The sequence below is a fragment of the Agarivorans sp. Alg241-V36 genome (genome assembly GCF_900537085.1).
GTDB lineage: Bacteria > Pseudomonadota > Gammaproteobacteria > Enterobacterales > Celerinatantimonadaceae > Agarivorans.
In genome coordinates, this window is sequence record NZ_UNRE01000007.1 from 46,953 (window position 1) to 60,282 (window position 13,330).

Genomic DNA, 13,330 nt, shown 5'->3' on the forward strand with positions numbered 1-13,330 from the left:
TGCAGTTAAACACTTAAAGCTAATGTAATTTACGGAGATTCAAACGCCCAGCGACATCTTCTTCTTTATCATAGAAGTAAGTTTCACCATCTGAGCTAGTAACCCCTGTTTTAAAAACTACCTTACCTTCAGTCTCCGTGTCGACAATCAATACCGGCGGCGACAGAACACCATTTACTTTCTCATGTGAACTATCTTCTTTAATAGGGTCATCACCCCACGGTTGGTCGGGGTCACCTTTACCTGGGTTGTCAGTTTGACCGCTGTATAGGTCTACTTCCATAAACCAACCATCACCACCAGCTTCACAAACATTAGTCGACGGTAGTAGAGTTGTAAAAGACAATTTGCTACCAAATAGCAAACTATTAGTCACTTGTCTCTCGCCATAGTTTTTCGACTGGGAGTTAGTGGGGTCGGCATTACCATTAGCGGAATCAATTAAGTCTAAGTACCAACCATTATGCATGTTCCAATTAATTTCATTGGTTGTTAGTAAACGCTTAGTTTCTGTTTCGCGAGCGATAGCCTGACGAAGCAAGGTTTTACCGTTTATATCTGTTGTGTAATCAGAGATTTGCCCAACCAACTGGCGCGTATTGCTTAGAGAACTATCAGATTGAAGCTTATCCCATATTGCATACACTGTTTGGGTTGGCTCCCCGATACTATTTGTATCGCTAATTTCCAAGTACTTACCAGTACCAAAAGCAACTAACACACCTACATCTTGTGGGCGCCCATTAGGGTGCGCACCAACAGATGGCTTAGTTGTAATTGCCTGAGCAATATACTTGCCGTCTTCTTTGTTAGGGCTGGTAGCTGTGAACAATGGTTTGTCATCGTGAGCAACACCCCAATCATCAGAGTCATCGCTACTAATATCAAATGCCCACATGTTACCAAACAAATCTCCAGCATAAATCCTATCTACAACTCCATCCCCATCAAGATCTACCACAGCAGGGCTTGCTAAGGCGTTTGGTCTATCTAATCCAGTAGGGTCTTGTTGACTTCCTACCTTTAAGGTTTCTATAAGTTTACCGGTTTTCAAATCTGCAATGTATATAGCACCTTCGGGGTCAGTAGAGTTATAACCATTTTCGAAAACAACCCCAACATCGCCATTTGCCAATTCTACAATTGCAGGTTTAGTCTGGCCGTAACCTAATCCACTGTAACCAGTAGTTGTTTCATCTATTTCCCACTTAATTTTGTTAGAGTTAGCATTATTCATGTTAGTGACATTAAGAGCATATAAACCTTTAAAACCATGCCCTAAGCGCCCTACAACATAGGTTTTGTCGTCTAGAGTATATGCGGATGTGGCACCATCAACATAATACTGATGCTCATAACTGCCTTTAGTTAAACGTCCCAAACCTTGAATGGCCTGACTAGGGATATAAGCCATTATTTCATCACCGGTATCCACATCAATAATATGAACCATGCCATCGTTAGCGCCAAAAACTAACACCGGTTTCTTAACAGAGTGTCCTGTAGCAGCCCCCACATATAAGGGGATAGAGTTGATAACGTCCCCTAACGCGCTTAAGCGCTTACGCATAACATAGCTTGTCGACGCACCCTCGTGAGTCCGTTCACCTTTGAGGTAATTAATTACCGCCTCTAAATAGCTTAGCTTTTCACTGTCGTCATTACTGCCAGTGTATTCGCTTAACAAATCGGTTATTTGAGTCTTGCTAAGTGTGGTGTCGCCTCCATCCAAACTGCTCGGCACATCAAAAGCAACGGCCTTTTTCGTGTTTGAATTAATCGTGTATATTTTCCGACTAGCGAACCCTTGCTTGTCAAGTTGAGTTGCCGCACTCCACACAGCGGTAGTTTTGAAGCCACCATTCCCATCAGTTTCGAAAGCTTTTACATCGCCACTCCAATACTCACCATCAAAAGTAGATTGGTATAGCTTTGTATTGGTATTTAAAAAGGTATTGCTAAATACAGGAGGGTTACCCGATTTGGTACCTGTGGCAATTTTTTCAAATGCGTTACCCAGTTGCTCACCTAGTTGACCAGCGTTGGTTACAGGGAAGTAATTGTCGGGCTCACCTGCCACTTCTTTATCCCACTCACCAGCCTGGGGTAAATCATCATTCGACTCATCATCAAATCCTCCCCATTTAGCGGCTAGCCATAAGGGTGAGGGTAAAAATTTACCTGATGATGAACCCGGGAAAAAATTACGGGTCCGTTCGGTTGGCATCGGAGAGGCATTATCTTTAGCCCATTCCCTAGAGTTGTTAGGATAAGGAGATTCTTCCTCATTAGGTGTGTCTAAATGGTATGTGGTATATACGCCATTTTTACCTCGAATATCTAGATAAATACCATCTTTCCCGTCTGTACCCGAGATAATATAACCCGCATGCATTTGATAAGCAGTTGCAAAATCAACTTTTTTTAGCGTTAATTGCACTCCCTTCTTGCCATTTGTACAATCTGCGTCGTAAGCATTAGGGCATAAACCACTCAATACTTTATAGCTATACTCAACAATCATGTCCATTTCATGATCAGCACCTTGCTCTACGTCTTCGTAGTTCACTCGGAATGTGCCAGAATCACTCTCGAGCTTATCAACATACACATCCACGATGGTGCTGCTTGGCTGAAATGAGTTTGTCCCACTAGGGACAGTGTTTCCATTGTATTCACCACCTACAGTTTTAGCAAAGGGAACAATTGTGATAATTTCCCCGTCGATATCTACTTTGATCTCGGGAAAAGGGGAAGATAAACCAACTACCGTTGTTTTAATATTTTGCTTGCCATTACGCTCAGGGAACATGTCATGCTTGTTACCATAGTAAGCCGCAGCAACCGAGGTATAACTACCCTTTAAAGTCGGCCCTAAAGGCGCTAAACCACGGGCTGCATGTAAGCTGGTTATTTTTTTAGGAGTGGGGGCTTGGTCGGCGTTATTTACACCCTTCTCAACCACTTCACCAATAAAGAACTTTTTATCTGCATTAGCTGTACCCGAGATATTTTCGTGATCCCCCACAGTTGCTAGTAACTTAGCAGTAGAGAACCCCCCATTATGAGTCATTGAATTTAAAGTCCCTGCCCAGGTAACATCATTGCTATCGAAATCCTGCGCTTCTGGTAATGAGTCAGAATCGAATGTTGGAGATACATCACTAATAACTAAATTATGGGCACTGGCACAATACCGCTGAGAATCACGGAATGAGTTGGTTGTTTCTGATGGATTGCCATTTTCATCAACACGTTGGTAGGGGTCTTCCCACACACTAACATTAGGTAAATCCAGTGCGGTATCGATTGTGCCACCACCTGCAAATGTGTCTGAAGGCGTTGTTTCACCATAAAAGTAACGTAAGCTTTCAAACAGCATTTCACCGATAGGATTTCCCCAGGAAACACACTCACCATCGGAAATACTTTTATCAACAATCCAGCCGCAGTTGGTGTTGTAGGCATGGTTTTCACCACTCCCTGTATAATTAAAACCATAAATACGAATTTTGTTTATGGTGTCAACAATGCCGCGGCTTGAGGTTTTAAAGATACCGCTGTTAGATTCAATTTCATTGCTAAAATCACCAACAGCTTTGCGTAGTACACCTCCAGACAAGTTTTTATCATAGCTACCTGTAAGTAAGCCAAATTGAATTTGACCATTTTCACCGTAGTCATGTAATAAACCAGTAGGTTTATAAGCACCGCTGGCATACCTTTTACAATGGTCTTCCAACCAATCCTCATTACACACTTCAACTTGAACGGTATAAGTTTTAGACTCCTTGTCCTTCACTGCACCATTATTTTCAGAGAGTACCGGACGATGCGATGTTGCCCAACTCCATATATACCCTGTAGCTTCTTCATAAACTCTTAACTCTGGTAAGCCGCCCTCACTAAAGGTTGCTGTACCAAAGAACAAGCTCGTTGTTTTTTCTTCATCCATATCAAATGGCGTGTAATCAGAGATGTTATAATTTTCTGTAAGCGTATTCTCTTTATTTTTCTTTTTGTTATAACTTTTACCCCATGAGTGGGCATCTCTTGGGATAAATGCACGCTCCAATACAGTACGGCTGTCAGTATCAACAACTCTGTGCCCGCCATAAAGTACTACGCGTAATGCATCCATACGGGTAGTGGTGAGGTAATTAAGAAAATCCCCACTCCAATTATTACCGGTACAGGTTTTAGTTAGCTCATTGGAAACTCCAGCAACAGGTACAAATAAAGAGCCACTATTTGAATCATCTTCATCAGCGAGGCCATACTTATAACAGAGGTGACTATCAAACAATCCGAAGTAATCATGTTTTGACGGCGAAAAATCAAGGTCAATATTATCGTCACCCTTTATCGAAGAGTAATCATTGTATACTTCGTAAAACAAACTATGGTCACGGCTCATTACCAACATTACCATTGGTGGCAAGTACTGAGCTACATATAGAGGTTTCGTTGCCAAAGCCAGGTTGTTTGCACTAGTAGCGCTCGCACTCAATCCTAAACTGAAGATAGCCAGCTTAAGCAAGCTCTTTACCGTACAAGGTCTGTTATAATTAGCCATGTTCACTACCAACACTCTCCATTGCTTGCTGCTGTAATACCTTTACTATCAATACTAAACTCTTGACACGAGTCACTCGCTTGCCCACTGCCTGATTTTACTTTAGCCACCAACTTGTAAGTTGATTTGCTCATTCCTGTTGCACTTAAATCATAATAATCACTAAATTCGCTCTTAGGTGTAAAATGAGTAGGGCTTCCTCCACTAACTGCTCCGCTATAATTAAGATGCATAGCGTAATAGCTTTCCATGTGTTGGGCTGCGGCCATCAATGTCCGCTTGGCTTCTTCCCTGCGAGTAGATTGCACGTGCTGCAAATAACTGGGATATGCAATAGAAGCCAGTATCGCGATGATGGCCACAACAATCATCACCTCAATTAAGGTGAATCCTTTAAACTTGTTCATATTATTGGGCCTCATAAACTTCCATGTATGCCTGTAAATAGCTTTTAGCTGTATCATCGCCTTCAGCAACTGCAGTTATACGTAAATAGCGCGTTAGGGGTACTTGCGCTGTAGGGTCTAGGTTGTATCGGCGGGATTCACCGTACTCCACAATATATTTCGGCGATCCATCTAAAACCTGAGTACCTTGCATAACGGATATAGCCGATTGCCAATTTGCTGGAGTTTGCCACCAATCTGCAAACTCAAACTGTTCAACAGTAAAGGAATCTGTACTATCAGGGTGGAGATTTGATGATTCATAAGCAGCTTTATATATTTGGTACTCTGCTTCAGCAATACCTGACTGAGAACGAATAAAACTTAACGAATGATCTTGGTGCACTGACGTGCTCTTGCGCCCGCTAGATACTTGCTGAGCTATGGCAATACCAATAATAGCAATAATAACTACCATAACTAGCGACATAATTAGCGCCATACCACGCTGGTTGCGAATAGATAAAGTCATTTTCACGCTCCCACGTTGAGTAACAAAATTGTTTCACTAACCACCTGGCGTAACTTTTTATCGTTTGCAGTTATCGCCTGGTCGAGTACTTGGTAACTATTGGTATTTTGTAGATTTCCCATGGTGACATCTTGCGCAACTAACAGACCAACTTTAACTCGATTAATGAGACTCCAATCCGTGACTTCATCAGCTTTATAATATTTATAATCACCCTCTTCTGCGCTTTGATAAAGCAGTTGCAAGCTATCTATGTCTGTATCAAAAATGGTGGAACCAAAACTATCTCGGCAAACCAATTCACTATTCGTGTTTACATAAAAGTTAATCGTTGTAACCGTATCCGCTGCTAAGGTGTCACCGCTACACGAAAAAATAGTGTCATTGGGGGCTTCTGCACCAAAGAATCGCAAACTAATAACATCACTATTTGCTTTAAGGTTAACTCCGGCAAACTGGTTAGTATTATCAACCCCTTGCAATATTTGATTTTCATCCCAGCTCAGCTGAAACATATCGGGACCAGAGATAGGCATCAACGTTTTATCATAAAGTTGATTAAAGTCCCTAAATCCACCTTGCTGGACATACAAACGCATAGTTTGCATACCCATGCGGTTTTTATTTACTAAGAGCTGGTTTGCTCGCGTAGCTTCATAGCTTTTTTTATCGCTGATTAAAGCAGCATATAATCCACCCACTACAATGAGCGATAAAACCAATGCAATCATTAGTTCAACTAAACCAAACCCTGTTTGCTTGCGCATCACCTTATCCACACGCTCACCTCGCTACACTGGTGACTAGCACCGCTGATATCAGCAGAGCAATCGTTAGCACCCGCACCGGTTAAGTTCGCGTCCCAAGTCATTTTTACTGTAACTAGATTGTTCTCGTGTTGAATTGAATATCTCAGCTCGGGAATAGTGAGAGAGTGATTACCAAACCAATCTTTTATTTCGTAAGCTGCAAATTGAGCTCTAGTGCACGTCACACTATTCAAGAGGCAATCCTCACTGGTTGGGGTAGCACCATCGCTTAAATTTTCAGCGTTAAATTCATCACTAACGACAGCCTTAGGCATAGCAGTAAGTCTCTGTACCAGATCTAGCATCGCAATATTTGCACTTTGAGCAAAACGAGCCTTGTGTGCAGTGTTAACTGATTGAACCTGCAACGCTGCATGCCCCAATAAGCCAATTGCTACAATCACCACTGCAATTAGCAATTCAATTAATGTGAAACCTTGTTGCTTAGTTGCAGTAGGCTGTTGATGGTGAAGCATATTCAACCCTCCCCATGCGTGTAATCGTGATTCGTTGATCGTCATAATCATTGGTAGGTGCGCACACTGTGAGTGTTCCGGCTAAAGCGTGTCCTGTAGGAAAAAATCGACTAGTAGTTCTAGCAGCACTTGCGGTGTCGCTATACCTTACCTCAGCAGATTCAGGCTTAGGGTAACTAGCGATAACCTGCGTTGAACTGCTTAACAAGCCGTCTCGATTACTATCTAGATATACTAACCACCCTTTGTTGGCACCCCAAGCGCTTTCACAGCTTGTGCCATTAGTTGTGGGACAAACATAAGTTGAAAGGTTATTACGAATAGCCTCCTGCTGAGCAACCACTAGGCTACTCACTAATAAGTCGCGAGTAACCTTTTGCTTGTTCTCTTGCATTAAACTTTGTAACGAAGGTACAGCTATCACCATAACTATCACTAAAATCGCCACTGCAATCATTAGTTCAAGTAAGGTGAAGCCTTTGGCTACATAGCCTTGTTTGGAAATACCAAGCATTGCTTATCATCCATAACAGCAATAATCACAGCAAGTATTGTAAAGCGAATCACTCTCTCTACAGTTAAAAAATTGATGAGACTATATAGTAAAAAAATCAATAAATTAGCGAGTCATTCTGTCAAACATACCTTGTATACACAATAAGCAGAGCAACAATAGTTGACAGATATCATACTTCCAACTACCACTTCTGTAATGCAAGCTTGACAGCACAAAATACTGTCTCCAATACCCAACATAATTTTGCCCTGCGAGCGACAATAACGGCGTTTTTCTTAACAAGGCCTAGTAAAAGCATTGGAGTATAAGGATGAAAATGTGTAATCTAATTCCACCAATAATCACGCAACTTTTTTATGAAACCTCAGTCTGTTCCTAGCTACGTTGATGACAACTACGTAAATAATGTTGTGAACGAATGTGTCAGTTTCATGAAAGGAAATGCGCCTTGGTGGGTGCAACGTTCGTGTTTAGATTGTCGAGAATCAAAGCAGTTATTACATTTGTTTCTGGTCGCTTTTAGCACTTGGCGTAAGCGCCGGGCACAGCCTAACCATAAACGAAATGTCGAACCCAATAATCTATTCGACCTTGGCCCCCTGATTTACGACTTAAGCTACACCCTTAACCAATTAGCCAACCAAGACAAAGACTACCTTAGTGAAGAGTTGAAAAGTGCCATTAAACTTATTCACCAAGATGCTCAGCATTTCTTAAAAAACTGGCACAGCCTCGATATAGAGCAAATTATCGACACACCTCTCTCTCAAGTTTCTTAATTTATACAGTTAAAAGGTCTTATGCGTTTATCTTTTCAAGCTATTGAAAACTGGCAACAATACGCCAGTGATTTATCCAAAATATCCAGTAATCTAGAGCCTTCGCAGTGGCAAGAATGGCAGCAAGCTGCTCAACTCTACAGCTGTACGTTCAATCAGCGGGTGGTTGCATATTGCGTTGCAAGTAGTAATAAACAGCAGCTAATGGTGCAGCGCTTTCACGTGAGAGATATTACTCAGCGTCGTGGCATTGGCTTGTTCATGTTCCAGCAGCTGCTGCAATTAGCCGCTCAAAAAGATCTAAGCCAAGTCACTTTTCCGCACAGCAATGACCCCGGTGTACTCGGCTTTTATCAGCACCTTGGCTTAAACAACCAGTTCACCTTTCAGCTATAAAAAAACCAGAGCCATGGCTCTGGTTTTTTTATCATTCGCTATCCGTATTACTACAAAATAATCGACTTTAAGTCGTCGTTTTTACGATCTAAGTAATGAGTTGATTGGATTTTACGAATAGTACGTGTTTTACCACGAACCAACAGCGTTTCTGTGGTGGCAATATTACCTTGGCGGTTAATACCTTCCAGTAAATCACCTTTAGTAATGCCGGTTGCTGAGAAGATAACATTGTCGTTTTTGGCTAAGTCATTCAACTGCAATACGCTGTTTACTTGAATATCTTCAGCTTCACAGCGGCGAATCTCTTCTTCACCAATTGCTCGACTCTCTGGAGTATCTTCTTTTACTTGGTGACGCGGAATTAAACGGCCCTGCATATCACCACCTAAAGCACGAATCACCGCCGCCGAAATCACCCCTTCTGGCGCGCCGCCCACACAGTACATCATGTCAACTTCGCTAAGTGGCATACACGATAGAATAGACGCAGCTACATCCCCATCAGGAATCGCAAATACTCGAACGCCTAGTTTTTGCATCTCGGCAATCACACCATCATGACGAGGCTTAGCCAAGGTAATTACAGTCATGTCACTCAGGTCTTTACCCAATACTGACGCAACCATTTTAATATTGTGTTCAAGCGATTGGTTTAAATCGATGCAACCTTTGGCTTCCGGCCCTACAACCAACTTTTCCATGTACATATCTGGTGCACGTAAAAATGCGCCTTTTTCGCCTACTGCAAGCACTGCAACGGCATTGTTTTGGCCCATTGCGGTCATGCGGGTGCCTTCAATAGGATCTACCGCAATATCTACGCCTTCGCCGCCAGTGCCAACATGCTCACCAATGTAAAGCATCGGTGCATCATCAATCTCGCCTTCACCAATAACCACTTCGCCATCAATGTCGATGTCATTGAGCATAATGCGCATAGCTTCAACAGCTGCGTTATCAGCAATATTTTTATCCCCACGGCCCAACCACTTGTAACCAGCTAAAGCTGCGGCTTCGGTCACGCGGGAAAAACGAAATGCCAGATCTCTTCTCATCAGATACGCCTAATCAACTAAAAATCGTGACGAATACTAGCACAAGATTATGTTTTATTCAGCCTGAAAAGCTAGGCTAAAGCCTGCTTTACCAAGCTTAGTGCTTCATCAGACAAATCCAATGCAAGCGCTGCTTGCTGGCCTTCTTCAGACATTTTCGCCCAGGTTTTTTGCACAATGCTAATCACTTTCTCTTGAGCATGTTTATTAGCAAATTCAACAAAGTAGTACTTTAAAAATACCAAGCAAATTACATCTTCAAGGGCTTGAGTAAGCGGATTACGTTTTAGCTTTTCTTTGCGCAGCAAACTGGAAGTAGCATCAATCAGCGTTTCATCTAAATTGTGCTTACGCATAATTTCAGCACACAACTCAGCATGTTTTTTACCTAAATCACTACGCCATTTTAAGTATCCAGCTCTGCCTTCTGGGTAATCACTACGTAATGATAGCCAGCGTCCAATATGCTGAGCGCGAGCGGCAATTTGCAGCTCTGCTGGAGGCGCTAACATAAAATCATGTAAGCAATTAGACATGCGCTTACCGTACAAAAATTCTTTGGCATGCTCGGTTCCTAACTCATCTATCTCCTTATTTGGGTCATTTAAGTTAAATTGATCGATATCGTTTAGTACCTGATTCAGAATATTTTGCTGCATGATTTGCGGTTTTCCCATAACTTTGTTTTATCCTTTAACAAGGGCACAACATATCCTACCGAAAAGCCAAAAACAACACAGACAGTTACACCAAAAAACAATTGCAATATCAGCGCATTTAACTATATGTTAATAATTAGAGCGGCATATATGACCAACATATATATCAATAAAGGAGTTAATCGCTATGCTGATTGGTGTACCTAAGGAAATAAAAAATCACGAATATCGTGTGGGAATGACACCCGCCAGTGTGAATGAGTTAATTCAACATGGCCATCAAGTCATTGTTGAAACTCAAGCTGGCGCAGGTATTGGCTTCAGTGATGCCGATTACCAAGCGGTTGGCGCGAATATATCTAGCAGCGCAGCTGAAGTATTTGCCGCAGCCGAAATGATTGTTAAGGTTAAAGAGCCGCAGGCGGTTGAGCGTGCAATGCTGCGTGAAGATCAATTGCTATTCACCTACCTCCACCTAGCCCCCGACCCAGAGCAAACTCACGACCTAATCAAATCGGGCGCAGTTTGCGTAGCTTATGAAACAGTGACCAGCCCACGCGGCGGTCTTCCTTTGCTAGCGCCAATGTCAGAGGTTGCGGGTCGTATGGCGATTCAGGCAGGCGCATTGGCCTTAGAAAAATCCAAAGGCGGTCGAGGTGTATTACTTGGCGGCGTACCAGGGGTAGAGCCAGCAAAAGTTACCGTAATAGGCGGTGGAATGGTTGGGCGTAATGCTGCACAAATGGCAGTAGGTATGGGCGCCGATGTCACCATTCTCGATCGCAATATTGATGTGCTACGGGCTATCGATGCTGAATACCACGGCCAGCTTAAAACCGTTTATTCAACCACCAGCAGTATTGAGCAACATGTATTAGAGGCTGATTTGGTAATTGGTGGGGTATTGTTACCCGGTGCAGCCGCACCTAAGCTTATCACCAAAGACTTAGTGAAACGCATGAAAGCTGGCAGCGCGATTGTTGACGTAGCCATCGACCAAGGCGGTTGTGCCGAGACCTCCAAAGCCACCACCCACCAAGATCCTATCTACATTGTTGATGACGTGGTGCATTACTGCGTTGCTAACATGCCTGGTGGCGTGGCAAGAACCTCTACCATGGCGCTTAATAACGCTACCTTACCTTACATCATCACCCTCGCTAACAAGGGATACAAGCAAGCCTTGCTCGATGATGAACACCTGCGTAATGGCCTCAACGTAATGCATGGCAAGCTAACATGCGCCGAAGTGGGCGAAGCCCTTGGCATTGATACGGTTGAGCCTTTAGAGCTACTGGCTTAGGCTCAAGTAAAAACTAAAAAGAGCGCTTAAGCGCTCTTTTTTCTATTTGCTTAGGTCACAAACCTTAACGCTTTTTGCCATATCCGCGGTCTTTAAGGCTACGTCCCCATTTATCTAGCCACGCATCTAAACCACTACGGGCATTGCCAGCAATCAAACATGCGGCGGAACTGGGGCTAGAGAATTGATAATCGCGCATAAACTCGTAACCCTCTCCTTGTCGGCATAACACAGTGTCTTCCAACAATTGGTCTCGCAAGGCTAGCACTGCAGGGCGCAACGACTCTGCGCCACCACCATTGGCGGTTGAGCCTTTAACAACGGTAAAGCCGGGTTTATTTTTAGCGCCGGTGGGATAACCGTGAGCAACCGCTTGCTTAACGCTAAAAGAATATTCTGCAGATATGGTGTGCTGACTACTCTCAACCACCAGCTCACGTAAAGATAATAACTGCTGATACAACTCTATCGGTAAAATTGCTGCGGTTTTGCGGCCATCGCCATCAATAACAAAATTAACTTTAGAAAGTTCGAATGGACCGTCCATGTCAGACCATGTTTTAGAAAGTTTGTGCAAATTTAACACAGGCAAGCTGCAGATTTGAATATAAAAAAACCTCGCTAGGCGAGGTTTTTAATAAGTTTTTATTCCATGGCCGCTTTGAGCTTCTTCATGGCATTTTTTTCCAATTGCCTAATTCGCTCTGCTGAAACTTGGTAATGGTCGGCTAATTCTTGCAAGGTTGCCTTGTCTTCATCTAACCAACGGCGTTGCACAATGTGGGCATTACGCTCATCTAAGGTATTTAAAGCAGCACGTAAACGGTTAGCAGCAGCGACTTCCCAGTTTTCTTTTTCAACAAACTGAGCCACATCCGAAGACTTGTCTTCCAAGTACTGAATCGGTGCGAAGCTACCTTCGCGCTCATCGTCATCAGCCGCTAAATCAAAGGCTTGGTCTTGGGCACTCATACGAGATTCCATTTCCAATACGTCTTTGGTCGTTACCCCAAGGTTCTCAGCCACCATGTTCACTTCGTCGTTACTAAACCAGCCTAAACGCTTTTTAGATTTACGAAGATTAAAGAACAACTTACGTTGAGCTTTAGTAGTAGCAATTTTAACCATGCGCCAGTTACGCAATACGTATTCATGAATTTCCGCTTTAATCCAATGCACAGCAAAAGATACCAAACGAACACCCACTTTAGGGTCAAAACGTTTTACGGCTTTCATTAAGCCTACGTTGCCCTCTTGAATTAAATCGGCTTGAGGCAGGCCATAACCTGCATAATTTTTAGCTACGTGCACTACAAAACGTAGGTGCGACATAACTAATTCGCGAGCTGCCGTTAAATCACCCTCGTCGAATAAACGAGTGGCTAGCTCTTTCTCACGCTCAGGCGTGAGCATATCAGCGCGATTAACTGATTGAATGTAGGCTTCAATGCTCCCTTGCGGGACTAGCGCCATAGATGCATTTACTTGATCCATTTCAACCTCTAAATATTACTCGGTCAACGAGTCTACCATAGCCAATTAGCAAGATCTAACCCCCTATATAGCAGGCTCCACGGCTTTGCGCAGCCTCACTTGTTTCCAGATATATGACGCACTAAATAAGAGATAGTTCACACTTTTAAGCACTTTCTAGGTGCGCGATTTTACCAAATAGGTGCAAGTTATCCCTTAAGGAGTATAGACAGTTGAAGCTAAACAAAAATTTCAAAAACCGCTAACTCGTTGATAAAAAATGATTTTAATCAAGTTTTTGCGTTTTTTTTGCTACTGGCACCATGATTGCGTCATAGCTGGCATAAGTAATTGCGAGACAGTGAT

General features: G+C 42.9%; 13 protein-coding genes. 3 read left to right on the forward strand and 10 right to left on the reverse strand.

All coding sequences use genetic code 11. The features are described 5' to 3' along the window. Nucleotides 1-19: 19 nt before the first annotated feature. Genes G6R11_RS16210 through G6R11_RS16235 form a run of 6 tightly spaced genes read right to left on the reverse strand, consistent with a single transcriptional unit; the run spans nucleotide 20 to nucleotide 7,293 of the window. On the reverse strand, nucleotides 20-4,576 hold the full coding sequence (locus G6R11_RS16210) for a pilus assembly protein (protein ID WP_163134115.1): 4,557 nt from the start codon (nucleotides 4,574-4,576) through the stop codon (nucleotides 20-22). Between the two features lie 5 nt (nucleotides 4,577-4,581). Continuing rightward, complete coding sequence (locus tag G6R11_RS16215; protein ID WP_163134116.1) at nucleotides 4,582-4,983, reverse strand: type IV pilin protein; 402 nt, start codon at nucleotides 4,981-4,983, stop codon at nucleotides 4,582-4,584. Between the two features lies 1 nt (nucleotide 4,984). Then, on the reverse strand, nucleotides 4,985-5,494 hold the full coding sequence (locus tag G6R11_RS16220; protein WP_163134117.1) for a hypothetical protein: 510 nt from the start codon (nucleotides 5,492-5,494) through the stop codon (nucleotides 4,985-4,987). A gap of 2 nt (nucleotides 5,495-5,496) precedes the next feature. After that, nucleotides 5,497-6,273: a PilW family protein gene (locus G6R11_RS16225; RefSeq protein ID WP_163134118.1), complete on the reverse strand. Its 777-nt coding sequence runs from the start codon at nucleotides 6,271-6,273 to the stop codon at nucleotides 5,497-5,499. Further along, a complete protein-coding gene (pilV, locus tag G6R11_RS16230) occupies nucleotides 6,261-6,779 on the reverse strand; it encodes a type IV pilus modification protein PilV (protein WP_163134119.1) in 519 nt (172 codons plus the stop codon). The genes G6R11_RS16225 and pilV overlap by 13 nt, the downstream gene beginning before the upstream one ends. Further along, nucleotides 6,748-7,293 carry a GspH/FimT family pseudopilin gene (locus tag G6R11_RS16235; RefSeq protein WP_163134333.1) on the reverse strand — a complete coding sequence of 182 codons (546 nt, stop codon included), beginning with the start codon at nucleotides 7,291-7,293 and terminating at the stop codon, nucleotides 6,748-6,750. The genes pilV and G6R11_RS16235 overlap by 32 nt, the downstream gene beginning before the upstream one ends. Nucleotides 7,294-7,652: 359 nt before the next feature. Here G6R11_RS16235 and G6R11_RS16240 point away from each other — a divergent pair, with 359 nt between their 5' ends. Beyond that, on the forward strand, nucleotides 7,653-8,075 hold the full coding sequence (locus G6R11_RS16240; protein WP_163134120.1) for a hypothetical protein: 423 nt from the start codon (nucleotides 7,653-7,655) through the stop codon (nucleotides 8,073-8,075). Nucleotides 8,076-8,096: 21 nt separating this feature from the next. After that, nucleotides 8,097-8,471 (forward strand): acetyl-CoA sensor PanZ family protein, encoded by a 375-nt coding sequence (locus tag G6R11_RS16245; RefSeq protein WP_163134121.1) that lies wholly within the window; start codon nucleotides 8,097-8,099, stop codon nucleotides 8,469-8,471. 50 nt (nucleotides 8,472-8,521) lie between these two features. On the opposite strand, the gene glpX is transcribed toward G6R11_RS16245, so the two are convergent. Together glpX and G6R11_RS16255 are read right to left on the reverse strand one after the other, a co-directional pair. Next, nucleotides 8,522-9,529 (reverse strand): class II fructose-bisphosphatase, encoded by a 1,008-nt coding sequence (glpX, locus tag G6R11_RS16250; protein ID WP_163134122.1) that lies wholly within the window; start codon nucleotides 9,527-9,529, stop codon nucleotides 8,522-8,524. A 71-nt stretch (nucleotides 9,530-9,600) separates the two neighbouring features. Continuing rightward, nucleotides 9,601-10,206, reverse strand: coding sequence for a DUF4202 domain-containing protein (locus G6R11_RS16255; protein ID WP_240352493.1), 606 nt, complete (start codon nucleotides 10,204-10,206; stop codon nucleotides 9,601-9,603). A 169-nt stretch (nucleotides 10,207-10,375) separates the two neighbouring features. Here G6R11_RS16255 and ald point away from each other — a divergent pair, with 169 nt between their 5' ends. Next, entirely contained in the window at nucleotides 10,376-11,491 is a 1,116-nt protein-coding gene (ald, locus tag G6R11_RS16260) for an alanine dehydrogenase (protein WP_163134123.1), read from the forward strand. 64 nt (nucleotides 11,492-11,555) lie between these two features. On the opposite strand, the gene G6R11_RS16265 is transcribed toward ald, so the two are convergent. Together G6R11_RS16265 and rpoH are read right to left on the reverse strand one after the other, a co-directional pair. After that, nucleotides 11,556-12,038 (reverse strand): DUF4357 domain-containing protein, encoded by a 483-nt coding sequence (locus G6R11_RS16265; RefSeq protein WP_163134124.1) that lies wholly within the window; start codon nucleotides 12,036-12,038, stop codon nucleotides 11,556-11,558. A 98-nt stretch (nucleotides 12,039-12,136) separates the two neighbouring features. Continuing rightward, on the reverse strand, nucleotides 12,137-12,985 hold the full coding sequence (gene rpoH / locus G6R11_RS16270) for an RNA polymerase sigma factor RpoH (protein ID WP_163134125.1): 849 nt from the start codon (nucleotides 12,983-12,985) through the stop codon (nucleotides 12,137-12,139). Between the last annotated feature and the right edge of the window lie 345 nt (nucleotides 12,986-13,330).